18 protein-coding genes are annotated in these 26,003 nt (G+C 67.1%); 14 read left to right on the top strand and 4 right to left on the bottom strand.

Annotated elements, in window-relative coordinates; translation table 11 throughout:
- From ACAH41_RS20145 to ACAH41_RS20105, 9 genes are all read left to right on the top strand, one after another.
- A partial coding sequence (locus ACAH41_RS20145) for a carbohydrate porin (protein WP_370538298.1) occupies positions 1–139 on the top strand: 139 nt, incomplete at its 5' end.
- A gap of 118 nt (positions 140–257) precedes the next feature.
- Entirely contained in the window at positions 258–1,499 is a 1,242-nt protein-coding gene (locus tag ACAH41_RS20140) for an ABC transporter substrate-binding protein (RefSeq protein ID WP_325655571.1), read from the top strand.
- 126 nt (positions 1,500–1,625) lie between these two features.
- A complete protein-coding gene (locus ACAH41_RS20135; protein WP_231012979.1) occupies positions 1,626–2,504 on the top strand; it encodes a carbohydrate ABC transporter permease in 879 nt (292 codons plus the stop codon).
- A 3-nt stretch (positions 2,505–2,507) separates the two neighbouring features.
- Positions 2,508–3,383: a carbohydrate ABC transporter permease gene (locus tag ACAH41_RS20130; protein ID WP_325655570.1), complete on the top strand. Its 876-nt coding sequence runs from the start codon at positions 2,508–2,510 to the stop codon at positions 3,381–3,383.
- Positions 3,384–3,401: 18 nt separating this feature from the next.
- Positions 3,402–4,478, top strand: a complete 1,077-nt coding sequence (locus ACAH41_RS20125) for an ABC transporter ATP-binding protein (RefSeq protein ID WP_325655569.1) — start codon at positions 3,402–3,404, stop codon at positions 4,476–4,478.
- A 64-nt stretch (positions 4,479–4,542) separates the two neighbouring features.
- Positions 4,543–5,790, top strand: coding sequence for an AGE family epimerase/isomerase (locus tag ACAH41_RS20120; RefSeq protein ID WP_325655568.1), 1,248 nt, complete (start codon positions 4,543–4,545; stop codon positions 5,788–5,790).
- A gap of 196 nt (positions 5,791–5,986) precedes the next feature.
- The gene (locus tag ACAH41_RS20115) at positions 5,987–8,317 is read left to right on the top strand and encodes a methyl-accepting chemotaxis protein (RefSeq protein ID WP_325655567.1); all 2,331 of its coding nucleotides are present in this window, start codon (positions 5,987–5,989) and stop codon (positions 8,315–8,317) included.
- Positions 8,318–8,520: 203 nt separating this feature from the next.
- Complete coding sequence (locus tag ACAH41_RS20110; RefSeq protein ID WP_325655566.1) at positions 8,521–9,504, top strand: GSCFA domain-containing protein; 984 nt, start codon at positions 8,521–8,523, stop codon at positions 9,502–9,504.
- Positions 9,501–10,250, top strand: coding sequence for a hypothetical protein (locus ACAH41_RS20105; RefSeq protein ID WP_325655565.1), 750 nt, complete (start codon positions 9,501–9,503; stop codon positions 10,248–10,250). Before ACAH41_RS20110 ends, ACAH41_RS20105 begins: the two co-directional genes overlap by 4 nt.
- 55 nt (positions 10,251–10,305) lie before the next feature.
- On the opposite strand, the gene ACAH41_RS20100 is transcribed toward ACAH41_RS20105, so the two are convergent.
- Together ACAH41_RS20100 and ACAH41_RS20095 are read right to left on the bottom strand one after the other, a co-directional pair.
- Positions 10,306–13,545: an efflux RND transporter permease subunit gene (locus ACAH41_RS20100; protein WP_325655564.1), complete on the bottom strand. Its 3,240-nt coding sequence runs from the start codon at positions 13,543–13,545 to the stop codon at positions 10,306–10,308.
- Positions 13,546–13,568: 23 nt separating this feature from the next.
- Positions 13,569–14,750, bottom strand: a complete 1,182-nt coding sequence (locus tag ACAH41_RS20095) for an efflux RND transporter periplasmic adaptor subunit (protein ID WP_325655563.1) — start codon at positions 14,748–14,750, stop codon at positions 13,569–13,571.
- 392 nt (positions 14,751–15,142) lie between these two features.
- Here ACAH41_RS20095 and ACAH41_RS20090 point away from each other — a divergent pair, with 392 nt between their 5' ends.
- The gene (locus ACAH41_RS20090) at positions 15,143–16,306 is read left to right on the top strand and encodes an efflux RND transporter periplasmic adaptor subunit (RefSeq protein ID WP_325655562.1); all 1,164 of its coding nucleotides are present in this window, start codon (positions 15,143–15,145) and stop codon (positions 16,304–16,306) included.
- 3 nt (positions 16,307–16,309) lie between these two features.
- Complete coding sequence (locus tag ACAH41_RS20085) at positions 16,310–19,525, top strand: efflux RND transporter permease subunit (protein WP_325655561.1); 3,216 nt, start codon at positions 16,310–16,312, stop codon at positions 19,523–19,525.
- A gap of 80 nt (positions 19,526–19,605) precedes the next feature.
- On the opposite strand, the gene aroC is transcribed toward ACAH41_RS20085, so the two are convergent.
- Positions 19,606–20,700 (bottom strand): chorismate synthase, encoded by a 1,095-nt coding sequence (gene aroC / locus ACAH41_RS20080; RefSeq protein WP_325655560.1) that lies wholly within the window; start codon positions 20,698–20,700, stop codon positions 19,606–19,608.
- Between the two features lie 197 nt (positions 20,701–20,897).
- On the opposite strand from aroC, the gene ACAH41_RS20075 reads away from it, so the two are divergent.
- Positions 20,898–23,288, top strand: coding sequence for an EAL domain-containing protein (locus tag ACAH41_RS20075; RefSeq protein ID WP_325655559.1), 2,391 nt, complete (start codon positions 20,898–20,900; stop codon positions 23,286–23,288).
- Positions 23,289–23,312: 24 nt separating this feature from the next.
- On the opposite strand, the gene ACAH41_RS20070 is transcribed toward ACAH41_RS20075, so the two are convergent.
- Entirely contained in the window at positions 23,313–23,780 is a 468-nt protein-coding gene (locus ACAH41_RS20070; RefSeq protein WP_325655558.1) for a CBS domain-containing protein, read from the bottom strand.
- A gap of 77 nt (positions 23,781–23,857) precedes the next feature.
- Here ACAH41_RS20070 and ACAH41_RS20065 point away from each other — a divergent pair, with 77 nt between their 5' ends.
- Entirely contained in the window at positions 23,858–25,189 is a 1,332-nt protein-coding gene (locus ACAH41_RS20065) for an O-acetylhomoserine aminocarboxypropyltransferase (protein WP_325655557.1), read from the top strand.
- On the top strand, positions 25,189–25,995 hold the full coding sequence (locus tag ACAH41_RS20060; RefSeq protein WP_325655556.1) for an alpha/beta hydrolase: 807 nt from the start codon (positions 25,189–25,191) through the stop codon (positions 25,993–25,995). Before ACAH41_RS20065 ends, ACAH41_RS20060 begins: the two co-directional genes overlap by 1 nt.
- Positions 25,996–26,003 lie beyond the last annotated feature (8 nt).

Below are 26,003 nucleotides of genomic sequence, written 5' to 3'. Positions count from 1 at the left end.
CTGGAACCGCCCGGAGCTGCGCCTGTACGCCACGTTCGCCAAGTGGAACAAGGCCGCTGGCAACGTGACCGGCCAGGACGCCTTCAACGACAAGACCTCGGGCAACAGCTTCGGCGCCCAGATCGAATGGTGGTTCTGATCGCGGCTTGATGCCGTGCTGAACCTCGTGTGAACCTGTTTCCAGGCCCGTGTTGCGGAGTAACCATGCAGCACGGGCCCTTCGCAAATTGGAGAGTCTGATGAATAACTTTCGTGCAATGCCCCTGAGCGCCGTCGTGCTGGCCTGCGCCAGCGTCGTGGCGTCTGCCGCTCAGGCGGGTGAAGTTGAAGTGCTGCACTGGTGGACCAGCGGCGGCGAAGCCAAGGCCGTGTCCTCGCTGAAGGCCACCTTGCAAGCCAAGGGCGACACCTGGAAGGACTTCGCAGTCGCTGGCGGCGGCGGCGATTCCGCCATGACCGTGCTGAAGTCGCGCGTGGTCTCGGGCAACGCTCCGGCCGCTGCCCAGATCAAGGGCCCTTCGCTGCAGGAGTGGGCCGCCGAAGGCGTGCTGGCCAACATGGACGACGTCGCCAAGGCCGAGAACTGGGACACCGTGCTGCCCAAGGTCGTCAGCGACGTGATGAAGTACCAGGGCCACTACATTGCCGCCCCCGTCAACGTGCACCGGGTGAACTGGCTGTGGTCCAACCCTGAAGTCTTCAAGAAGGCCGGCGTCAAAGTGCCGACCACCTGGGACGAGTTCTTCGTCGCCGCCGAAGGCCTGAAGAAGGCTGGCGTGATCCCGGTCGCGCACGGTGGCCAGAACTGGCAGGACTTCACCACCTTCGAGGCGGTCGCCCTGGGCGTCGGCGGCGTGGACTTCTACAAGAAGGCCCTGGTGCAGCTGGACCCGAAGACGCTGAGCAGCCCGACCATGGAAAAGGTGCTGACGACCTTCAAGAAGGTCAAGGATTACACCGACAAGAACGCCCCGGGCCGCGACTGGAACCTGGCGACCGCGATGGTCATCAAGGGCGAAGCCGGCATGCAGATCATGGGCGACTGGGCCAAGGGCGAATTCCTGGCAGCCGGCAAGGTGCCGGGCAAGGACTTCTCCTGCAGCGCTGCGCCTGGCACTGCCAAGTCCTACACCTTCAACATCGACTCCTTCGCGATGTTCAAGCTGAAGAACGAAGCCAACATCAAGGCCCAGAAGGACCTGGCCGTGGCGATCATGTCGCCCGAATTCCAGGAAACCTTCAGCCTGAACAAGGGCTCGATCCCGGTTCGCCTGGGCGTGAAGATGGACAAGTTCGACGAGTGCGCCAAGACCTCGTCGGCCGACTTCGTCTCGACCGCCAAGACCGGCGCGCTGGTGCCGTCGATCGCCCACGGCATGGCCGTGCCGTCCGCCGCCGAAGGCGCGATCAAGGATGCGGTGAGCCAGTTCTGGAACACCGACAAGATGACCGCCAAGGAAGCGATGGACAAGATCGCCAGCGCTGCCAAGACCAAGTGAGCGTGATGCGGTGAGCGCTGGCGACGGCGCTCACCGGTCTCCGGGCGGCTTGGCAGCCGAAGTCCTTCCAAGCCGTTTCGACCGCGCCATTGGCGCGGTCGTTTTTCTGACCTACTGTCCGTCTCCATGTCAGCCCCTTCCGCCCTGCGCACACCCTGGCTGCCCAAACTGGTCATCGCACCGTCGTTTGTGCTGTCGTTTTTCTTCATCTATGGGCTGATCGCCTGGAACGGCTATCTCTCGCTTTCCGCTTCGCGCCTGCTTCCGAACTACGACTTCGTCGGCCTGGAGCAGTACGTCAAGCTGTTCGACAACGACCGCTGGTGGGTGGCGCTGAAGAACCTGGGCATCTTCGGCGGCCTGTTCATCTTCGGCGGCATGGCGCTGGGCCTGCTGCTGGCCATCCTGCTGGACCAGAAGGTGCGTGCCGAAGGCGTGCTGCGCACCATCTACCTGTACCCGATGGCGCTGTCCTTCATCGTCACCGGCACCGCCTGGAAGTGGATCCTGAACCCCGGCCTCGGCATCGAGCACCTGATGCGCGAATGGGGGTTCACGAACTTCGAATTCGGCTGGCTGGTCGACCCCGACAAGGCCATCTACTGCGTCGCCATCGCCGGCATCTGGCAATCGGCCGGCTTCGTGATGGCGCTGTTCCTCGCCGGCCTGCGCAGCATCGACGACTCCATCATCAAGGCTGCCCAGGTCGACGGCGCGAGCCTGCCGCGCATCTACTGGCGCATCATCATCCCGACCTTGCGTCCGGTGTTCTTCTCCACGCTGATGGTGGTCAGCCACCTCGCGATCAAGAGCTTCGACCTGGTGATGGCACTGACCGCTGGCGGCCCCGGCTACGCCACCGACCTGCCAGCGACCTTCATGTACACGATGGCCTTCTCTCGTGGCCAGATCGGCCTGGGCGCCGCCAGCGCGACCATCATGCTCGCAACGGTGGCCGCGATCGTCGTGCCCTACCTGTATTCCGAATTGCGGACCAAGAAGTAAGCCATGAGTGCTCCCTCCTCTCTCGCACCGCGGCTGAACCTCGGCCGCATCGCGCTCTTCACGGCGCTCGGGCTGTTCGCCCTGTTCTTCCTGACGCCGCTGTACGTGATGCTCTCGACCGCGCTGAAGAGCATGGACGAGATCCGCAACGGCACGCTGCTGTCGCTGCCCCTGTCGCCGACACTGGAGGCCTGGTCCAGGGCCTGGTCCGGGGCCTGCACCGGCACCGATTGCGGCGGCCTGAAGCCGTTTTTCATGAACTCGGTGATGATGGTCGTGCCAGCCGTCAGCATCTCCACGCTGATCGGCTCGCTGAACGGCTATGTCCTGTCCAAGTGGCGTTTCCGCGGCAGCGAGCTGATGTTCGCGCTGATGCTGTTCGGCGTGTTCATGCCGATGCAGGTCGTGCTGCTGCCGATGAGCCAGATCCTGGGCTGGCTCGGCATTGCCAGCTCGATCTGGGGCCTGGTGCTGATCCACGTGCTGGCCGGCATCCCGTCGACCACGCTGTTCTTCCGCAACTACTACGTCGGCCTGCCGGATGAACTGGTCAAGGCGGCGATGCTGGACGGCGCGAACTTCTGGCAGATTTTCTGGCGCATCGTGCTGCCACTGTCCACGCCCATCCTGGTCGTGACGCTGATCTGGCAGTTCACCAACATCTGGAACGACTTCCTGTACGGCGTCGTCTTCTCCGGCGCGGACAGCAAGCCCATCACCGTGGGCCTGAACAACCTCGCCAACACCACCAGTTCCGTCAAGGAATACAACGTCGACATGGCGGCTGCGCTGATCGCTGCGCTGCCCACGCTGTTCGTCTACGTTGTGGCAGGCAAGTATTTCGTGCGTGGCCTGACGGCTGGCGCCGTCAAAGGCTAAGAAGGAAAAGAGCACATCATGGGCGCACTCACCATTGAACAGGTCCGCAAGACCTTCGGCAACGTCGAGATCCTCAAGGGCATCGACATCGACATCGAAGCCGGCGAATTCCTGATCCTCGTCGGGCCCTCGGGCTGCGGCAAGTCCACGCTGCTGAACATGATCGCCGGCCTGGACGTGCCAACCTCCGGCAAGATCCTGCTGGGCGACCGCGACATCACCCACCTGCCCAGCAAGGACCGCGACATCGCGATGGTGTTCCAGAGCTACGCGCTCTACCCGAACATGAGCGTGGCGCAGAACATCGCGTTCGCGCTGGAGATGCGCAAGGTCCCCAAGGCCCAGCGCGAAGCCGCCGTGCAGCGCGTGGCCAGCATGCTGCAGATCAGCCACCTGCTGGACCGCAAGCCCGGCCAGCTCTCCGGCGGCCAGCGCCAGCGCGTGGCCATGGGCCGTGCCCTGGCCCGCGACCCCAAGCTGTTCCTGTTCGATGAGCCGCTGTCCAACCTGGACGCCAAGCTGCGCGTCGAAATGCGGGCCGAGATCAAGCGCCTGCACCAGAAGACCCAGACCACCACCGTCTACGTCACCCACGATCAGGTCGAAGCCATGACGCTGGGCGACCGCATCGCGGTGATGAAGGATGGACAGGTGCAGCAGTTCGGCACGCCGGACGACATCTACAGCCGCCCTGCCACCCGCTTCGTCGCCGAGTTCATCGGCTCGCCAGCGATGAACCTCATGACGGCCCAGCGCGCAGCCGCCGGCCTGGCCGCCAGCGGCGTGGCCTTGCCGCTGGCCGAGGACCAGCGCGCCTCGATCTCGGCTGGCGCCGCCAACGAGGTCAGCTACGGCATCCGCCCGGAAGACATCGCGCTGGTCGGCGCCGATCAATCCGGCGCCCTGCCCGGCCGCATCAGCATGCTCGAGCCCACCGGCCCGGAAACCTACGCGCTGGTCGAGACCGCGCTGGGCGTGCTGACCGCCCGCGTGCCGGGCAAGGTGGTCCAACGCGTCGGCGACGCCGTCGCACTGCAATGGTCGCCACTTTCTGCCCACTTGTTCGACGCCAAGAGCGAACAACGTCTGGCCTGAAGACCTGGGACGCCCAGCCCATCAGGGCTTGGCTTGGCACCCTTTGCCGACTTAGCATTGCCTCATGAAGCAAGATCCCGACTTCCGTCGCGCCGAGTTCCTGGAGGAACACCTGCTGCAGACGCAGGCCTTCTACGACGACCGCTGTGTGGATCCCAGCGGCGGCCTCTACCAGTTCTACAAGGACGACGGCCGGGTCTATGACCCGCACACCCGTCACCTGGTCAGCAGCACGCGTTTCGTCATCACGCACGCGACCATGGCCAGGCGCTTCCCTGGTCATGCGCGCGCCGCCGAATGGCTCGCCAACGCTCGCCACGCGCTGCGCTTCGTGCAGGACGTGCACCGCGACCCGGCCACCGGCGGCTACGCCTGGCTGCTGCACTGGGACAACGGCCAGAAGAAGGTGCTGGACGCGACCAACCACTGCTACGGCCTGGCTTTTGTGCTGCTGGCCCATGTCCAGGCGCTGCGCGCAGGCATCGCGGAGGCCCGCGCCGGCCTGTTCGAGACGGCCGAGTTGATGGAAAAGCGCTTCTGGGAGCCGGCCGCCAAGCTGTATGCCGACGAGGCGACGCCCGACTGGACACTCTCGCCCTACCGTGGCCAGAACGCCAACATGCATGCCTGCGAGGCCATGCTCGCCGCGTACGAGGCAACCGAGGCGCCGCAGTTCCTGCTGCGCGCAGCCGAACTGGCCCAGTCGGTCACCCAGCGCCTGGCCGAGCATGCTGGCGGCCTGGTCTGGGAACACTTCCACGCCGATTGGTCGCCCGACTGGGAATACAACCGCCACGACAAGACCAACATCTTCCGGCCCTGGGGCTTCCAGGTTGGCCACCAGACCGAATGGGCCAAGCTGCTGCTGCAGCTGGAGCGCAACCTCGGCGAGCCGGAAGACGACAGCAGCTGGATGCTGCAACGGGCAAAGGAGTTGTTTGGCGTTGCCACGCTGCAGGGCTGGGACCGAACGCATGGCGGCCTGGTCTATGGCCTGGCACCCGCGGGCGACCCCGCCACCGACCGGCACCTGCTGGTCTGCGATGGCGACAAATACCACTGGGTGCAGGCCGAATCGCTGGCCGCCGCCGCGGTGCTGGCCCAGCGCACCCATGACGGCGCCTACTGGGACTGGTACGACCGGATCTGGGGCCACGCGTGGGCCAGCTTCGTGGACCACACGCACGGCGCATGGTTCCGCATCCTGAATGCGGAGAACCGCAAGATCAGCGACGACAAGAGCCCCGCGGGCAAGGTGGACTACCACAACATGGGCGCCTGCCACGAGGTGCTGGACGCGCTGGCGCGCTGAGCCAGCGTCAACACGCTGCACGGAAGCCTGCTTCCGCACGCGGCACGGACAAGCTGCACCGCGACATCATGGGCCGCCGAATGCAGCGAGCAAGGCGTCTGCCTGCCTTCTTTTCCGGCATTGCGGCTGGGCCGACCGCGGCAAGATTCGCGGGCCCCGAATCGGCTCTCGCGCCGTCGCCCAGGAGAGAAGAACCATGATGACGCCCATGAAACGCCTGCTGCAGCCTGGCATTGGACTGATGCGCCGGCTGCGCATGCCGACCAAGCTCGGCCTGATGGCGGCCATGTTGCTGCTGCCGATGGTGCTGGTGATGGTGAACCAGACCCGCCAGAAACTGGCCGAGGTCGAGCTGGCCAACACCGAGCGTGAAGGCGTGCGCGTGGTGGGCGCGCTGTCGGACCTGGTGGCCGAAACCCAGGCCCACCGCGGCCTGAGCAACCGGATGCTCAGCGGCGACGAGAGCGCGCAGACCGCATTGCAGGAGAGCCACGGCCGGCTGCAGCAGCGCCTTGCCGAGGTCGATGCCGTCGTCGGCGAATTGCAAAGCTTCCCCCTGCGCGCTGAATGGAACGCGCTGCGCCCGCCACTGCAGGCGCTCGCCCTGCCGGCACCCGCAGGCACGCAACGGGCGGCCTTGTTCGTCGAGCACAGCAGCAGCATCGATGCGCTGCGCCAGCTGGTGCTGCTGACCGGTGAACGCTCCACGTTGCTGCTCGATCCCGAGGCCCAGACCTTCTTCCTGATGGACATCGTCGTCGAGCGCATCATCCCCTGGTCCGAGAACCTGGGCGTGATGCGTGGCGAAGGCGCCGCGTTGATCAAGCGCGGCGAAGCCTCCAGTGCCGACAGGGCAAGCGTGCTGGGCCGGGCTGCAGCGCTGGCAGCGATCGATGCCGACATGCAGTTCCGGGTCGATGCATTGCAACGTGCCGGTGCCCCCATGCCCAGCCAATGGGAGGCCGCCAAGCAGCGGTCGGATGCCTACGCCAACTTGGTCAGCCAAATCTTCTCTTCCGACGCCATCGAAGGCGACCCAGGCCGCTACTTTGCCGCAGGCACCGAGGCCATCCAGCAAGTCCTGGCCCTGCAGCATGAAGTGAGCCAGAAACTGGACGCTTCGCTGGTCGACCGGATCGACGCAGTGCGGCGCAGCCTCTGGCTCCAGCTCGGCGCCTGCGCGCTCGGCATGCTGCTGTGGGTCTACCTGGCCTCATCGCTGTATGCCAGCTTCATCAGCGGCCTGAATGCGTTGCGCCTGGGCGTGGCGGCGATGGAGCGCGGCGACATGGCCCACTCGGTGCGCATCGAAGGTCATGACGAAGTGGCCGAGATCGGTGCACTGGTCGAAAAGATGAGCCACCAGCTCTCGTCCATGGTGGCGGAAATCCGCAGCAGCGCCGTGCGTGTCGGCCTGGCCGGCCAGCAGCTGGTTGCCAGCAGCGGCGCCCTGTCCACCCGCACCGATGCCCAGGCCGCCAGCCTGCAGCAGACCATGGCCACGGTCAGTGAACTGAGCAAGGCGGTGAGCAGCAATGCCGAAGCCTCGCGCGAACTGGACCACCTGACCGACCGCCTGCGCGACCAGACCGAGGCCGGTGGCGATGCGATGCGCAACTCGGTGGAGGCCATGGGCCAGCTGGAAGCCAGCTCCCGCCGCATGGCCGAAATCATCGGCGTGATCGACGGCATCGCCTTCCAGACCAACATCCTCGCGCTGAACGCGGCCGTCGAAGCCGCCCGCGCTGGCGAGGCTGGCCGTGGCTTTGCCGTCGTGGCCACCGAAGTCCGCCAGTTGGCGCAGCGCAGCGCGTCAGCGGCCGGCGAAATCCGCCAGCTGATCGGCAGCTCCACCACCCAGGTCGGCAGCTCGGTCGCCAGCATCCAGTCGGTCAGCGGCACGCTGCAGACGGTCGTGGCCGGTGTGCGCGACGTCTCCCATCGCCTGCGCTCCATCGCCCAGGCCAGCGCCGTGCAAAGCGAGGGGCTGGCGCAGGTCAGCACCAGCGTCTCCGGCATGGAAGAGATCACCCGCCAGAACGCCGAGATGGTGGTCGAGTCGGCCACCGCCTCGACAGAGCTGGTCTCCCGTGCGGGCGCGCTCGGCCAGGCCGTGGCCGCCATCCGGCTGCGGCAAGGCAGCGCGGACGAAGCCTATGCCATGGTCACCAAAGCCATGAAACTGATCGAGTCACGCGGACTGGACGCCGCGTCCCAGGTCTTCTGCCAGCCGGACGGCGGCTTCCTGGACCGCGACCTCTATGTCTTCATCGTGGACCGCGAAGGCCGCTACCGCACCCACGGCGCCAAGCCAGCCATGAACGGCAAGCGGGTGCACGACGTGCCCGGCATCGACGGCGACCGCTTCACCCGCGAAGCATGGCAAGCCAGCGAAGGCAGCCATTGGGTGGAATACGACATCGTCAACCCCGAAACCGGCGGCGTGATGCCCAAGGCCAGCTTTGTGCAGGCCATCGACTCGCGCTTGCTGGTGGGATGCGGCGTGTACCGGGTCAAAGGTCACTGAGGCGCCGGAAAAGCGGAAAGTTTGCCGCCCGCAGCGCCCCGCACCTGCCAGGCGTTGGGTCGACAACGGGCATACTGCCAACAGCCGGACCGCATTCTGGGGTTCGCAGTCCAGAGTGTTGCCGCAGCATGTCTCAGAGCCCCCATCCTTATAAATCCCAACCGCCGAGCGCCTTTTGGGGACAGACGGTTGGAAGCCAGCACATGCTGGAGATTCCGGGCTGGTACCGCAAAAAATGGTCGATCGCCGATGCGACCATCGCCACCGCCGGCAGCTGCTTCGCGCAGCACATCGGCCGTTTCCTGAAGCAGAGCGGCTTCAATTTCCTGGATGTCGAACCGCCGCCGCGCGGCCTGCGCAAGGACCGCTGGCTGGGCAACGGTTATGGCATGTATTCAGCACGATTCGGCAACGTGTACACCTCGCGCCAGTTGCTGCAACTGCTCAAGCGCGCGACCGGGGACTTCACGCCCAAGGAAGCCGCCTGGGAAAAGGACGGTGGTGTGGTGGACCCGTTCCGCCCGACCATCGAGATGCAGCCATTCGGTTCGGTGGCGGAGCTGGAGGCCTCGCGGAAGGACCATCTGGCCGCTGTGGCCCGGATGTTCGAGCAAGCCGATGTTTTCGTGTTCACGCTGGGATTGACCGAGGGCTGGATTTCCGAAGCGGACGGCGCGGCATTTCCAATCTGCCCCGGCACGCATGGCGGCGCATTCGACGCGGCGCAATACCGCTTTGCCAATCTCCAATATCCGGCCGTGTGCCAGGACCTGGAGACGTTCATGACGAAGGCCAGGAAGCTCAATCCCAACATGCGCTTTCTCTACACCGTCAGCCCCGTGCCGTTGACCGCAACGGCAACCGACCAGCAGGTCGTGGTGGCGAGTTGCTATTCAAAATCGGTGCTGCGCGCGGTGGCCGGTCACCTGGCGCAGAAATACGACCACGTCGATTATTTCCCTTCCTTCGAAATCATTTCCTCCCATGTGATGCGAGGCACGTTTTACGCCCCCGACATGCGCACGGTGGTCGAACCCGGCGTGGCGCATGTGATGGCGCAATTCTTCTCCGAGCACGTGCCAAGCAAGAAGGCCAAGGTGCGGGAGCAGGAACCTGCGGAGGAAGACGATCCGGACGACATTGCCTGCGATGAAGTGCTGCTGGAAGCGTTTGGAGAGCAGCCATGAAGGTCTTCATCTTTGGCGACAGCCACACCGGTTCGATGCGGACGGCCCACAAGGCCCGCAAGAAAGCCGGCCTGGCCACGGCGGACTTCGAGGTCGAGGTACAACCGCTGGGCCGGGGCGACCTCTTTCCCAAGCCGTTTTTTGCCGACCGCGGCGACCATGTCGAGATCACCGAACCCGGTTTCCGGCCCCGGCTGGACCGGCTGCCCATCATCGGCGGCGGCCATGACTGGTATGGCCTCAGCGGGCCGTTCCATTCGAGCCGGATTTGGCGCAAGGACTGGTCCGCGCACGCGCCGTGGCCACTGCCGGGGCCCGGCGCCGTGCTGTCTCAGTCGGTCGTCCGGCAGATGATCGAGGATGACCTCGCCCAGGTGCTGAGCTTCCTGGAAGTGCTGCAGCGCATGGGCAAGGTGCTGGTGATCGAGTCCCCCGCCCCGTTCCGCCATCATCGGTCCGTGGCCCGCAGCGGCGCGGACAAGCTGATGCTGCTGCATCAACGCCACCGCGCCTACCTGATGGACGAACTCAACCGCCTTGGCATCCCGGTGATCGAGAACGACCCCTCGTGGCTAGATGCCGATGGTTTCATGCTGCCGGCGTTCCGTTCCGTGAAGGCCGGCGATCAGCACCATGGCAGCGAGGAATACGGCCTGCTGATGCTGGACAAGCTGCAGGCATTTGTCAGCAGCGAGGCCCAGGCGGCAGAGGCGGCGCCTCGACGCGAGGACGCCCTCGCCGCCTGAGCGGAGCGCTTGACCGCGGGCCGCAGCGAACAGCTTCCCACGACACGCCACTGGCTCAGAAGTTAGCCTGAGGCAGGCCGGCCTCCACCCCAGCGGCACCGGTTCCGCCGGCCTGCTGCCTGGCCCTGGCAGCGGCCCGCAGCTGCTCCGGCCGCACCAGGTAGCTGTAGATCACCGGCACAACCAGCAGCGTCAGCAGCGTGGAGGTGATGACGCCGCCGATGATCGCGCGGCCCATCGGCGCCTGCAGCTCCCCGCCTTCGTTGAAAGCCAGTGCCAGCGGCAGCATGCCGAAGACCATCGCGGCCGTCGTCATGACGATGGGGCGCAGGCGGATCGAGCCGGCTTCGCGGATGGCCTCGGCCACGCTCTTGCCGGCGCGCACCGCGTGGTTGGCGAAGTCGACCAGCAGGATCGCGTTTTTGGTCACCAGGCCCATCAGCATGATGAAGCCGATCATCGAGAACAGGTTGATGGTCGAGCCGGTGATCAGCAGCGCCAGCATCACGCCGATCAAGGACAGCGGCAGCGAGGCCATGATCGCAATCGGCTGCAGGAAGCTGCCGAACTGGCTGGCCAGCACGATGTAGATGAAGACCACGGCCAGGCCCAGCGCGGCCAGGATGTTGCCGAAGATCTCGCCCTGCTCCTTGGTCTGACCGCCCACGTCGAAGCGGTAGCCCGGCGGCAGCACGGTGGCCTTGACCAGCTTCTGCACGTCCGAGCCCACGTCGCCGACCGCGCGGCCGGAGGCCTTGTCCACTCCTGCATAGATGGCCTGCCGGCGCTCCAGGTTCTGGCGCTTGATCACGACCGGGTTTTCGACCGGCTCAATGGTCACCACCCGCTCCAGCGGGATCGGCGTGCCGTCCTTCGCGTAGGCCACCGGTAGCTGGCGCAGCTGGGCCACCTGCTGGCGGTTTTCGCTGCCCAGGCGCAGCTGCACCTCCACCTGCTGGCCGTCCGGCGTGGTCCAGTAGGTGGCCACGTCGCCGTTCACAAAGGTGCGCAGCGAAGCGGCCAGGTCGGTGGTGGACAGGCCGAGTTCGCGCACGGCATCCGGCTTGATGCGCACCGCGAAGGCCGGCACACCGGGCTTGACCGAGGTTTCCAGGTCGGTGACGCCCTTGATCTGCTTGATCTTGGCCGACAGGTCATTGGTGATCTGGTCCAGCACCGTTGGGTCCGGCCCCAGAACGGCGATGAAGATCGGCCGGTTCCAGCCCAGCGCGATGTCGATGCCGGGCACGCCCTTCAGCGCCTCGCGGATCGCGTCCTCGATCTCCTGCTGGCTGCGCTTGCGCTCCTTGCGCGGCTTCAGCCCCAGGCCAATCTCGGCCGCGTTGCGCCCCGCCTCGCCGCCCACGGTGGTGCTCATCGTGTCGATCTCAGGGAAGCGGCGCACGATGTCCTCGACCTGGCGGATCTTGTCGTCCGAGCGCGCCAGGCTGCTGCCCACCGGCAGCTTGACCTGGATCTGGGTGTAGCCCTGGTCGTTCTGCGGAATGGTCTCGGCGCCGATGAACGGCGTGAGGAAAATCGCGCCGACGAAGCTCAGGGCGGCCAAGCTGACCACGATGCCGCGCGGCGTCAGCGTGGCCCAGCGCAGGCGGCGTGGTTGCGTCTTGTCGCGCCGGCCTTCCGCGTCGAACAGGCGACCGTAAGCCGGCACCGGCGGCAGCATCAGCCGGTAGCGCCGGCCGCTGAAGGACCAGACGATAAGGCGGTCGTAGATCGCGTGCAGGTGGTCCATCGCCCAGTCCAGCCCGCCGATCAGCTGGCGGATCACCGGCAGCTTGCGGATGCGGTCACCGGGCGGATCAGGCCAGATGGAAGACAGCATCGGGTCCAGCGTGAAGCTGACGAACAGGCTGACCAGCACTGCGACCGTGACAGTGATGCCAAACGGGAAGAAGAACTTGCCGACGATGCCCTTCATGAAAGCCACCGGCACGAACACCGCGCAGATCGCGAAGGTAGTCGCCATGACGGCCAGGCCGATCTCGTCGGTGCCGATGCGCGCGGCGCTGTGGTGGTCCCGCCCCATCGCCACATGGCGCACGATGTTCTCGCGCACGACGATGGCGTCGTCGATCAGCAGGCCGATGCACAGGCTCAGCGCCATCATGGTCATGAAGTTCAGCGTGAAGCCGAACATGTAGACCGCAATGAAGCTGGCGATCACCGAGATCGGCAGCGTCAGCCCGGTGATGATGGTCGAGCGCCAGCTGTGCAGGAACAGAAAGACGATGCCTACCGTCAACAGCGCGCCTTCGATCAGCGTGTGCTGCACGCCAGTGAGCGAGTTCTTCACCCAGTCGCTGTTGGCATAGACCACCTTCAGCTCCACGCCGGGCGGCAGGCCGGGCTGCATGTCGGCCACGGCTTCCTTGATCGCGTCGCCGGCGCGCACGATGTTGGCGTCCTTCTGCTTGAAGACCTGGATGTTGATGGCCGGTTTGCCGTTCAGGCGCGAGATCGCGTCGGGCTCGCGGTCTGCCTCCACCAGTTGGCCCAGGTCGCCCAGCGTGGTCACGCCGGCGCTGGTGTTTCGCGAGACGACGATGTGGGCGAAGTCCTTCGGATCCCGCACGCGACCTTCGACTCGCACGATGGCGTCTGCCGTGCCGTTGGTCACCAGGCCGACCGGCTCGTCCGCGTTGGCGCGCTGCAGCGCAGTGGCCACGTCGGCCGGCGTCAGGCCGGCGGCGCGCAGCCGGGCGGCGTCCAGGTCGATGCGCACCTGGCGCACGTTCAGGCCATTGGCCACCACGCGGGCCACGCCTTCGCTGCGCTCCAGGCGCTTGACCACCGTCTGGTCGGCGATCAGCGACAGCTCGCGTTCGCTGCGGTCATGGGCGATCAGCGCCAGCACCACGGTGGGCTGGGCGTTGTCGTTGTCGAAGTGGCCGATGAACGGCTGCTTGGCGTCCTTGGGCAAGGTGGCCTGCACGGCTGACATCTTGTCGCGCACGTCCTGCGTGGCCTGGTTGATGTCGGCGTCCAGGCTGAACTCGATCACCGTCTCGCTGCGGCCTTCCACGCTGTTCGAGCGGATCATCTTGACGCCGGCAATCGCGTTCACCGCAGATTCGACCGGCTTGGTGATCTCGGTTTCCACCGCGGCCGGCGAAGCACCGGGATAGGCGATCTGGATGAAGACCACCGGCGGGGCAACGTCGGGCATTTGCTCCACGCCCAGCCGCTGGTAGGAGAACAGCCCCAGCACGCACAGTGCCACCATCACCATGGCAGCGAACACGGGGTTGTTGATGGCGACGCGGGTCATCCACATGATGCATGTCCTTCAGGGGATGTTCAGAGTGCGCGTGGCGCCGAGGCGGCCGGCGCTGCCTGGGCCGCCCGCGTCGCGGAGGCGCTGGCAGGGTCGCTGGCGATCACGGCCGCCGCGCCTTCGCGCAGGTTGTCGAAGCGGGCGCCCAGCACCTGCGCACCTGCCGGCAGGCCTTCGGCCACCTCGACCAGGCCACGCTCGGCGTCGCGCCGGCCGGTGACGATGGTGCGGCGCATCAGCTTGCCGGCTTCCAGCGTCCACACATAGTCCTGGCCCGAGGCCGAGGCAATGGCCGTGACCGGCACCGTCAGCTTCGGCTCGCCGGCCGGCAGCACCACCCGGGCGCTGGCGAACTGCCCTGCCCGCAGCACTTCCTTCGGATTGGCCAGCGTGACCGTGACGCCAATCGAGCGCGTGCCGGCCTCGGCGGCCGGCGCAATGCGCGCGAGCATGCCCTGCATCGGCTCGGACATGCCTTCGACCTGCACCGTCACCGGCATGCCAGGCCGCAACTGGGAAACCTCGTGCGTGCCGACGCTGCCTGCCATTTCCAACGTGCGCAGGTCGACGATGGTCAGCAGTTGCTGCTCGGCCGCCACTTTTTCGCCCGGCAGCGCATGCCGCTTGGCCACGATGCCGGAGATCGGCGCGACCAGCGCCGCGTCGCGCTGCAGGATGTGCACCGTCTCGACCTGGGCCTGCGCGGCGTTGTACTGGGCGCGGGCGGTGTCCAGCGCGGCCTTGGACGCGTCGGCGGCGTTGGGCGAGATGAAGTGCTGCTCGGCCAGGCGCAGGTTGGAGCCGTGGATGCGCTCTGCCTGGGCCATCGTGGCGCGTGCCGCTTCGGCATTGGCCTCGCGTTCGTTCATGCGCGCATTCAGTTCGGCCAGGTCGATCACGCCCAGGCGCTGGCCTGCCGCCACGCGGCTGCCTTCCTGCACCTGCAGGTTGACCAGCGTGCCGGCGGCCTTGGCCCGCACCACGACCGTGGACGGCGCGACCAGCGGCCCGGAAAAGCTGACATTGGCGGGCAGCGCCAGCGCCTGCGGCCGCACCACCTCGCGCGCCGTGAAGGCCAGCGGCTTTTCCGGCGCCTTGGCTGCGTCATCATGGCCACCGGCCTTGCGCATGGCCACCACCCCGCCGACCGAGCCCAGCACCAACACGGCCACCACACCCCCTATCACCACCCTGCGCTTTTGCATGTCGTCACCTGCTTGTTTGGCCCAGCCCTGTGCTGGAGCGGCCGCAGTGTAGGTCCGCGTTTCCAGGCCTCAAGTACCGGCGCGACGAGCCGTTGCGCCGGCTGACGAACTGCAGCCGCGACGGACGAACGGCAGCGCAGGACGTGACGTTCTGCACCGGCTGGCACCCGCGCTGCAGCCGCGCCACGATCGCGCCGGCATGCTGCAGCGCATCACGCCCGGCTGCCGTCTGCGCGCGCCGGCTGCGCTTCATCCCGGCCTGGCGTCGATTTGTCGCACGTGCTGCTGCAAACCCTCACTGCCGAGATAAGCTCGCGCCACTTTTTGCACATGACCGACATGCGCCTGCATTGCGCTGCCCGTCTACAAGATTGATCTTGAGGAGTCGACCGATGCGTCTCATCGTCCTGCCCGTGGTGATTGCCACCAGTCTGCTTGCCGCCTGCGACAAGGGCGGCGGCCCGGCCGGCCCGGCAAGCCCGGCTTCAGCCGCCTCGGCCACGACCGCGGCCAATGCCGCTTCCGCCCCGGTGCTGCTGCTGGCACCGGAAGACCTGCGGCCGGTGCGCACCGGCAGCCAGGCCACGGGTGCGGTGATCACCGGCTCCGTCGAACCCGAGCGCAAGGCCGACCTGCGGGCCGAAGTGGCGGCCGTCGTGCTGCAGGTGGTGCGCGACAACGGTGAGCAGGTCAAGCGCGGCGACCTGCTGGTGCGGCTGGACGACACCTCCATCCGCGACAGCCTGCGTTCTGCCGAAGAAGCCGAACGCGCAGCCAACCAGAGTTTCGAACAGGCCGAACGCCAATACCAGCGCCTGAAGACGCTGCAGGCCCAGGGAATGAGCTCCATCCAGGCGGCCGAGGACGCCGAGATCCGCCGCAACAATTCGCAAAGCGACCGCGTGGCGGCCAACGCCCGCGTGGTCACCGCCCGCCAGCAGTTGCAGCGCACCGAGGTGCGGGCGCCGTTCGACGGCGTGGTCAGCGACCGCAAGGTCTCGGCCGGCGACACGGCGCAGATCGGCAAGGAGTTGATCAAGGTGATCGACCCGGCCAGCATGCGCTTCGAAGGCCTGGTCTCGGCCGACCGGGTGCACGACCTGCAGCCCGGCCAGCCGGTCGTCTTCCGCATCAACGGCTACCCGGGCGTGGATTTCCAGGGCAAGGTGCGCCGCGTGGACGCCTCGGCCAATGCCACCACCCGGCAGGTCGAAGTGCTGGTGGCCCTCACCGGCGACAAGCAGCCACGCGTGGCCGGGCTGTACGCCGAAGGCCGGGTCCTGACCGGCGAGAGCACGGCGCTGATGCTGCCGGAAGCCTCGCTGGTGCGCGAAGGCGATGCCACCAGCGTCTGGCGGGTGCGCAACAACACGCTGGCCAAGGTGCCGGTGAAGGTCGGCCAGCGCGACATGCGCAGCGGCGATTACCCGGTGGCTTCCGGCCTGGCCGACGGCGACGAGATCCTGCGCCACCCCGGCTCTTCGCTGGTGAGCGGCCAGAAGGTGGAGCGTGCGGCGGCCGCCGCGTCCACCGCTTCGCAACCCAGCAAGGGGTGACCGATGTTTCTTTCCGACTTCAGCATCAAGCGGCCGATCGCGACCATCGTCATCATCATCGGCCTGATGGCGATGGGGCTGATGGCCCTGAAGCAGCTGCGCGTCAACCAGATGCCGGACGTGGAGCCGCCGGTGCTGGTGATCAGCATCGACTACCCCGGCGCCTCGCCGGACACCGTCGAGCGCGAAATCATCAACCGCATCGAGAAGGCGCTGCAGAGCATCAGCGGCGTCAAGGAAGTGCGCTCGACGGCGAATGAAAGCGCCGCGCAGATCGTCATCGAGTTCGAGTTCACCAAGAACCTGATCGAAGCCTCCGACGAGGTCCGCAACGCGATCGCCACGGTGCGCTACAAGCTGCCCTCCGAAATGCGCGAGCCGGTGCTGGAGCGGGTGGACCCTGGCGCCCAGCCCATCATGCAGATGGCGCTGTCGTCCAGCAAGCTGACCCACGCGCAGATCTCCCAGCTGGCCGACGACGACCTGGCGGACCGCTTCCGCGGCGTGTCCGGCGTGGCGGTGGTCGAGATCAACGGTGGGCTGCAGCGCGAGCTGTCGGTGCTGCTGCATGCCGAGAAGCTGCGCGAGTTCAATGTCTCGGTGGCCGACGTCGTCAATGCGCTGCGGGTGCAGAACGCCACCGCGCCGGTCGGCAAGGTGCGCGGCACGCTGGAAGACCAGAGCATCCGGCTGGTCGGCCGCATCGAGTCGCCGGCCGGCTTCGAGCAGGTCGTCATCAAGCGCAGCGCGGACCAGACGGTGCGCCTGGGCCAGGTGGCCGAGATCAATGACGGCTTTGCCGAACTGATCACCCACTCGATGCGCAACGGCCGCAACAACGTCAGCATCTCGGTCACCCGCGCGCGGGATTCGAGCACCGTGGGCGTGGCCAACGAGGTGCGCAAGCTGGTTGGCGAGATCAACAAGACCCTGCCCGAAGGCACCAAGCTGGAAGTCACGCAGGACGGCGGCAAGGACGCCGAGAGCAGCCTGAACAATGTCGTTCATGCGCTGATCTTCGGTGCCGGCCTGACCATCTTCGTGGTTTACATGTTCCTGAACTCCTGGCGCTCCACGCTGATCACCGCGCTCAGCCTGCCGACTTCGGTGATCGCGGCTTTCATCGCCGTCTGGCTGTGCGGCTTCACGCTGAACTTCATGAGCCTGCTGGGACTGTCGCTGGCCATCGGAGTGCTGATCGACGATGCGATCGTGGTGCGCGAGAACATCGTGCGCCACATGGAAATGGGCGAGGACCGGCGCACCGCGGCACTGAACGGCACGGCCGAGATCGGCCTGGCAGTCGCCGCGACCACCTTCTCCATCGTTGCCGTCTTCGTGCCGGTGGCCTTCATGCCCGGCATCTCGGGCCAGTGGTTCCGCCCCTTCGGCCTGACCGTTGTCGCCTCGGTGATCGTCAGCCTGTTCATCTCGTTCACGCTGGACCCCATGCTCTCGGCCTTCTGGGGCGACCCGCCCGGCCACCACGATGCGCCCAAGCGCGGCATCAGCAAGCTGCTGGCCAACTTCAACCACTGGTTTGATCACCAGGCGAGCCGCTACGGCAAGGTGATCGACTGGGCCCTGCACCACCGCGGCTGGATCTACTTCCTGGCGCTGCTGAGCCTGGTCGCATCCCTGGGCCTGTTCAGCAAGTTCGGCGGCTCGAGCTTCCTGCCCACTGGCGACTGGGGAACGCTGGCCATCCAGGTCCGCACCCCTCCCAGCAGCAGCCTCGAATACTCGCGGCTGAAGCTGGAAGCGGCGGCCGAGCTGGCCCGCGGCATTCCCGAGACCAAGGCCACCAACAGCTACATCAACGTCAACGGCGGCCGCATCTACGTGGACATCGGCAAGAGCACCGAGCGCAAGCGCTCTGGCGTCGAAGTGGCCGAGGAGCTGCGCAGGAAGGTGGCGCGCCTGGTCGGTGCCGAATACGTGGTGCTGGAAGACCTGAACAACGGCGCGCAAAAACCGGTGCAGATCCGCTTCCACGGTGCCGATTCGCGCACGCTGCAGAGCATCACCAGCGACTTCATGGACAAGCTGCACGGCGTGCCCGGCGCGGTCGACATCGGCCTGTCCGAGCAGGACCCGCAGAACGAGCTGAAGATCGAACTGGACCGCGGCCTGGCCAACCAGCTGGGCATTTCGGTGAACGACGCGGCGCAGGCGCTGCGGGTGGCGTTTGCCGGCGTGGAAGTGGGCGACTGGGTGGACCCGACCGGCGAGACCCGCGACGTGGCGGTGCGCCTGCACCCCAACGACCGGGTCGACGCCAGCAACATCGAGCGCCTGCCGGTGGCCGTGGGCAGCAGCAACATGGTGGTGCCGCTGGACCAGATCGCGACCATCACCACCGGCAAGGGTCCGTCGCAGATCCAGCACTCGGACACCAAGCGCATGATGGCCGTCACGGCCAATGCGCAAGGCCGTTCGTCCGGCGAGGTCACGGCAGACGCGCTGAAGCTGGCCAAGTCCATCAACTTCCCCGCAGGCTACGGCCTGGAGTTGGCCGGTGCGTCCAAGGACCAGCAGGAAGTGTTCTCGCGCATGCTGTTCGCGCTGATCATGGGCATTGCCCTGATGTTCCTGGTGCTGGTGATCCAGTTCGGTTCGTTCACCGCGCCGATACCGGTCATGCTGTCGCTGCCGGGAACCTCCATCGGCGTGGTGCTGGCGCTGCTGCTGTCGCACAGCACGCTGAACCTGATGAGCTTCATCGGCATCATCATGCTGGTCGGCCTGGTAGCAAAAAATGCCATCCTGCTGCTGGACGCCGCGCGGGCGCGCGAAGCCGAAGGCATGGCCCGCGAGGATGCGCTGCACATCGCCGGCCAGCGGCGGCTGCGGCCCATCCTGATGACGACCTTCGCGCTGATCGCCGGCATGCTGCCGGTGGCCATCGGGGTCGGTGAAGGCGGCGAGTTCTACCGGCCGATGGCCGTCGCCATCATCGGCGGCACCATCACCTCGACCTTCCTGACACTGCTGGTCGTGCCCTGCCTGTACGACACCATCGAGCTGAAGACGGCCAACGCCGGCCTGAAGTTCCATGCGCGCGCGCAGCGCTGGCCTGCCATCGTCGCTGGCTTCGTGACTTTCCTTGAAACGCTGGCCACGCTGGTCTGGCTGCGGGCGCTTTACCGTGCACTGCGCTGGGTGTTCCGCCGCGTGACCGGCAGCGGACCTCGCGCAGCCTGGGAAGAAGCCCATTGAGCGAGGCCGGCAACCGCCGGCTTCCCAACGCAAAACGGCGCCTGTTCAGGCGCCGTTTTGCTTGCTGGATTGCGCCGGCTTCAGCCGCGGGCAATGTCGGGCGTGCTCACCCGCACGTCGCCGCACTGCGCGCGGTGCCGCATCACGTGGTCGATCAGCACCAGCGCCAGCAGCGCCTCGGCAATCGGCGTGGCGCGGATGCCGACGCAAGGGTCGTGGCGGCCGAAGGTCTCGACACTGGCAGGCGTGCCGGCCAGGTCGATCGAGCGGCGCGGCGTGCGGATCGAGCTGGTCGGCTTGATCGCCAGCTTGACCGTGATGTCCTGCCCGGTGGAAATGCCGCCCAGCACGCCGCCGGCATGGTTGCTGGCAAAGCCTTCGGGCGTCAGTTCGTCGCCATGCTCGCTGCCACGCTGGCGCACGCTGTCGAAGCCTGCGCCGATCTCCACGCCCTTGACCGCGTTCAGGCCCATCATCGCGTGGGCAATGTCGGCGTCCAGACGGTCATACAGCGGCTCGCCCAGGCCGACCGGCACGCCACTGGCTTCCACATACAGCCGCGCACCAACCGAGTCGCCGGACTTGCGCAGCGCGTCCATGTAGGCCTCGAGCTCGGTCGTCTTGCTCGCGGTCGCGGCGAAAAACGGGTTCTGGTCGACCTGGCTCCAGTCGTCGCGCGGGATCTCGACCTCGCCGATGGCCGTCATGCAGCCCCGCAGCTTCACGCCGAACTGGTCGGCCAGCCATTTGCGGGCGACAGCGCCGGCGGCCACCGTGGGCGCGGTCAGCCGGGCCGAGCTGCGGCCACCGCCTCGCGGGTCGCGAATGCCGTACTTGTGCCAATAGGTGTAGTCGGCATGGCCGGGGCGAAAGGTCTGGGCGATGTTGCCGTAGTCCTTGCTGCGTTGGTCGGTGTTGCGGATCAAGAGGCAGATCGGCGTGCCGGTGGTCTTGCCTTCGTAGATGCCGGAGAGGATCTCGACTGCGTCGGCCTCGTTGCGCTGGGTGACGTGGCGCGAGGTGCCAGGGCGGCGGCGGTCCAGCTCGGGCTGGATGTCGGCCTCGGACAGCAGCATGCCGGGCGGGCAGCCATCGATCACGCAGCCGATGGCCGGGCCGTGGCTTTCGCCGAAATTGGTGACGCGGAAGAGTTCGCCGAGGGTGCTGCCGGACATGCGAAGGTCGCGGCCGGCCAGCGGGCCCGCACACGATGCAAGGTGGGAAAGGCGCTGATTTTATCGGCCCGCCCTGTCTGCAGCCTGCCTCGGCGTGAAACAGCACCGGTTTTCACCACCGGCTCGGGCCATTGCGCTGGACCGAACTGGGCGAAAGTGTTGCCATCCCGATGCTTCGCGTGCGTTTGTCCCTGCCCATGCCTGTTTCCGCCCTGCCCCCACTCTTTCTGCGCCGCCTGCTGGTGGCGGCAGGGAGCGTTGCCGCGGTCTTCGGGAATGCCGGCGCGTGGGCGGCCCCGGCGCTGCGCAACGGGGCGCAAACCGTGCCACAGCCACTGCCGCTGTGGGCCGTGGCGCAGGCCGCTGCGCTGCTGGGCCTGCTGGCGCTGGCCTGGCGCGTGCGCCGCCTGGCCCGCCGGCACGAGGAGGAAGACACGCTGAGCCGGGCGATGCTGGACCACAGCCCGCAGCTGATCGCGCTGATGACGGCTGACGGCCGCGTGCGCCGCATGAACCTGGTCGCCCACCAATGGATGGGTGACAACGCAGCGGCGCTGACCCGCGAACCCATCTGGCTGCACCCCGCCTGGGGCGCAGAGCCGCAGCAGGCCGAGCGGCTGCGCCAGGCCGTGGCCCAGGCGGCGTCAGGCGCCACCTGCCGGTTCGAGCTGCGCCTGGACCATGGCGCGGCCGGCACCCGGTTGGCCGACCTTTCGCTGCGGCCGGTGCCCACCGGCCCGAACCGCAGCGCCCGTTACCTGCTGCTGGAAGCCCGCGACGTGACCGTGCGCCGCCAGGCCGAGGACAAGCTGATGCTGGCCGGCTCGGTGCTGGAGCAGACCCACGAAGGCATCCTGATCACCGACGCTCACGGCGTCGTGCTGTCGGTCAACCCGGCGTTCTGCAAGATCACCGGCTACGGCGCCGATGAAATCCAGGGCCAGTTCCCTGCGGCGCTGAAGGCCGGACTGGACGACCCGCGGCTGGCCGCGCGCATGTACCGCAGCCTGGCGCGTTGCGGTCACTGGCGCGGCGAGCTGCGCACCTTGCGCAAGGACGGCACGCCCTTGGCGGCCTGGGTTTCGCTGGCCCGCCGGCTGGATCCGAGCGGCAGGACCAGCCACCTGATCGCCATCGTCAACGACATCACGCAAAGCCAGCAGACCGAGCAGAAGCTGCTGCGCCAGGCCCATTTCGACACGCTGACCGACCTGCCCAACCGCCACCTGCTGAGCGACCGGCTGGTGCAGGCCATGCACACCGCCCGGCGCAACGGCGATTCACTGTCGCTGCTGTACATGGACCTGGACCGGCTGCGCGACATCAATGACCATTTCGGCCACAGCGCCGGAGACGCGGTGCTGCTCGAGGTGGCCGGCAGGCTGCGCGACGGCCTGCGCGACGTAGACACCGTGGCCCGCCTCGGTGGCGACCAGTTTGCGGTGCTGCTGCCCGGCACGCCAGCCGAAGGCGCGCAGCAGGTCGCAACCAAGCTGGTGGAACGCCTGGCCCAGCCCTGCCACGTGGGCGACCTGCGCAATGCGGCGGGCGAGCCGGTCGGCCAGGAACTGAGCCTCACGCTCTCCATGGGAGTGGCCATCTACCCCAACGATGCCGACAGCGCCGAAGCGCTGATGCGCTGCGCCGATACGGCGATGTACCGCGCCAAGCAAGAGGGCCGCGGCCAGTGGTGTTTCTACACGACCGAGATGCAGCAGCGCTCGGTGCGCCAGATGCAGCTGGAAGCGGCGCTGCGCCGCGCCGAGGAGCGCGACGAATTGCGCCTGCACTACCAGCCGCAGCTGGCGGTGAGCAGCAGTGGCGAGATCGCCGGCCAGGTGATTGGCGTCGAAGCGCTGATCCGCTGGCAGCACCCTGACTTGGGCATGGTCTCGCCGGGCGAATTCATTCCGCTGGCCGAGAGCAGCGGGCAGATCCTGGCCATTGGCACCTGGGTGCTGCGCACGGCGGTGCGGCAAATGGCCGCATGGTTGCGCGAAGGCCTGGCGCCCTGCGTGGTGGCGGTGAACCTGTCGGCACTGCAGTTCCGCGACCCGGGCCTGCCGGAGTTGGTGCAGGCGGTGCTGCAAGAAGAAGGCCTGCCGCCCCAGTACCTTGAGCTGGAGCTGACCGAAAGCGTGGCCGCCGGCAACCCGCAGGCCGCCTGCGCAATGATGGACAGGCTGCATGCGCTGGGCGTGCGCCTGTCGATCGACGACTTCGGCACTGGCTTTTCGTCGCTGAACCACCTGAAGCGCTTTCCGATCCACACGCTGAAGATCGACCAGTCCTTCGTGCGAGACATCACCACCGACGCCGACGACGGCGCCATCGTGCAGGCCATCATCCAGATGGCGCATGCGCTGCGCTTGACCACCATTGCCGAGGGCGTGGAAACCGATGCCCAGGCCGACTTCCTGCGCGCGCACGGCTGCGACATGGTGCAGGGCTACCGCTATTGCCGGCCACAACCGCCGGCCGAGGCACTCGCCTGGATCCTGGGCCAGCGCCAGCGTGCCGCGGAAACCGCGGCAAAGTCGGCAGCGGTGTCGCTGCCGACGATCATCGACGTCACCGCGCTGGGCTGAACACCCCCCGGCAACGGCGCCGCTTCAGCTCGGCTGCGCGCCGGGCGTTGCTTCTTCCTCAAGCGGCCAGTCGCGGATGTAGGCCTTGAGCATGCGGTTCTCGAAGTCCTGCGCGTCCACCACGCTCTTGGCCACGTCGTAGAACGAGACCACGCCCATCAGCGTCTTGCCATTGAGCACCGGCATGTAGCGCGCATGGCGGCCCAGCATCATGCGGCGGACTTCGTCGATCTCGGTTTCAGGCGTGCAGGTCAGCGGCGCGTCGTCCATGACGCTGCGCACCAAGCGCGTGCCGATGGCCATGTCGTTCGAGACGATGGCCGAAATCACTTCGCGGAACGTGAGCATGCCCGTCAGGTCACCATGCTCCATGACGACCAGCGAACCGATGTCGTGTTCGGCCATGGTCTGCACGGCCTGGGCCAGCGGCTGGTCGGGCGAAATCGTGAACAGGGTGTTGCCCTTCACGCGCAGGATGTCGGTGACTTTCATTTGGTTCCTCTCGCTCCGCTGGTACTTCCTCTGACCTTGAGGTGACCAACATAGCACACAATCCGGCGCCATCCTACATGGCGAAAGAACCTATGCCGCCAGGCATCTCAGCCCCCGGTTTCGACACGCTGGCGGTGCATGCAGGCGCCCAGCCGGACCCTGCGACCGGTGCCCGTGCGGTGCCGCTGTACCTCAGCACCTCGTTCGTCTTCGAGTCCAGCGAGCACGCGGCTTCGCTGTTCAACATGGAGCGCTCTGGCCATGTCTACAGCCGCATCTCGAACCCGACCACCGCCGTCTTCGAGGAGCGCATGGCGGCCCTGGAAGGCGGCGTGGGCGCCATCGCCACCGCCAGCGGCCAGGCCGCGCTCAGCCTGGCGGTCATGACGCTGTGCGGTGCCGGCTCGCACCTGGTGGCCAGCGCCGCGCTGTATGGCGGCTCGCACAACCTGCTGGACTACACGCTGCGCCGCTTCGGCATCGAGACCACGTTTGTCCAGCCCGGCGACTTTGCCGGCTGGCGGGCCGCCATCCGCCCCAACACGCGGCTGCTGTTCGGCGAAACCTTGGGCAACCCCGGGCTGGACGTGCTGGACATCCCGGCCATCAGCAGCATTGCGCACGCGGCCGGCCTGCCGTTGCTGGTCGACTCGACCTTCACGCCGCCATGGTTGCTGAAGCCTTTCGCGCACGGCGCTGACCTGCTGTTTCACTCTGCCACCAAGTTCATTGGCGGCCACGGCACGGTGGTCGGCGGCGTGCTGGTCGATTCAGGCCGCTTCGACTGGGCTGCGGCGCATGCGAAGCACGGGTTGTTCGACACGCTCTGCGAGCCGTACCACGGCTTCCACGACGTGGTGTTCGCCGAGGAAAGCACCGTGGGCGCCTTCCTGCTGCGCGCCCGCCGCGAAGGCCTGCGCGACTTTGGCGCCTCCATGAGCCCGCACACCGCGTGGCTGCTGCTGCAGGGGCTGGAGACGCTTGCGCTGCGCATGGCGCGACACGTGGAAAACACCCGCGCCGTGGTGCAGTTCCTGGCGGCGCATCCGATGGTCGCGCATGTGGGCTACCCCGAGCTGGACGGCCACCCCAGCCAGGCGCTGGCGAAGCAGCTGCTGCCGCGCGGCTGTGGCGCCGTCTTCAGCTTCGACCTGAAGGGCACCCGAACCCAGGGTGTTGCGTTCATCGAGGCGCTGAAGCTGTTCTCTCACCTGGCCAACGTGGGCGACTGCCGCTCGCTGGTGATCCACCCGGCGTCCACCACGCATTTCCGCATGGACGACGCGGCACTGGCCAAAGCGGGCATCACACCGGGCACGATCCGGCTGTCCATCGGCCTGGAAGATGCGGCCGACCTGATCGACGACTTGAAGCGGGCGCTCAAAGTCGCAGAAAAGGCAGGCGCCTGATGGAAGTCAACGTTCAGGGCCGCCAAGCCTATGCCTACACCGGCGGCAAGCCCTTCGATCCCAACCTGCCCTGCGTGGTCTTCCTGCATGGCGCGCTGAACGACCACAGCGTGTGGACGCTGCTGGCGCGCTGGTTCGCCCACCATGGCCACAGCGTACTGGCGCCGGACCTGCCCGGCCACTGCCGCTCCGAAGGCCCGCTGCTCGACAGCGTCGAAGCGATGGCGGACTGGACGCTCGCGCTGCTGGACGCGGCTGGTGCCAGGCGCGAGGACACGCTGGTCGCGGGCCACAGCATGGGCTCGCTGATCGCGCTGGAAACCGCAGCGCGCAGCCCGGGCCGCATTGCCCGGCTGGTGATGATCGCCACCGCGTATCCAATGCAGGTTTCAGACGCGCTGTTGGCCGCCGCGCGGGATACGCCAGCCAAAGGCATGGCCATGATCAACGGCTTCGCGCTGTCCAGCCTTGCCGCCAAGCCGAGCCACCCCGGTCCCGGCAGCTGGTTGCACGGCGCCGGCCTGGCGCTGATGGCGCGGGTGCAGGCCAGCCAGCCCGAGGCCAACGTCTTCCTGCATGATTTCCAGTGCTGCAACGCCTACCGGCGCGGGCTGGAAGCTGCGGCCGACGTGCGTTGCCCGGTGGACTTCATCCTGGGTGATGCCGACCAGATGACGCCGCCCAAGGCCACGCGCGAACTGGCCGCGGCGCTGAAAGCGCGCGTGCACCGCCTGCCCGGCGGACATTCGCTGATGCAGGAGCAGCCGGACAAGGTCCTGCAAGCCCTTCGCGGCGCAATCGATTGAGTACCCGG

The organism is Ideonella sp., assembly GCF_041287625.1.
Classification (GTDB): Bacteria; Pseudomonadota; Gammaproteobacteria; order Burkholderiales; family Burkholderiaceae_C; genus Ideonella.
The sequence above is the reverse complement of the archived record's forward strand: the minus strand, read 5'-3'. Positions and strand labels throughout refer to the sequence as shown.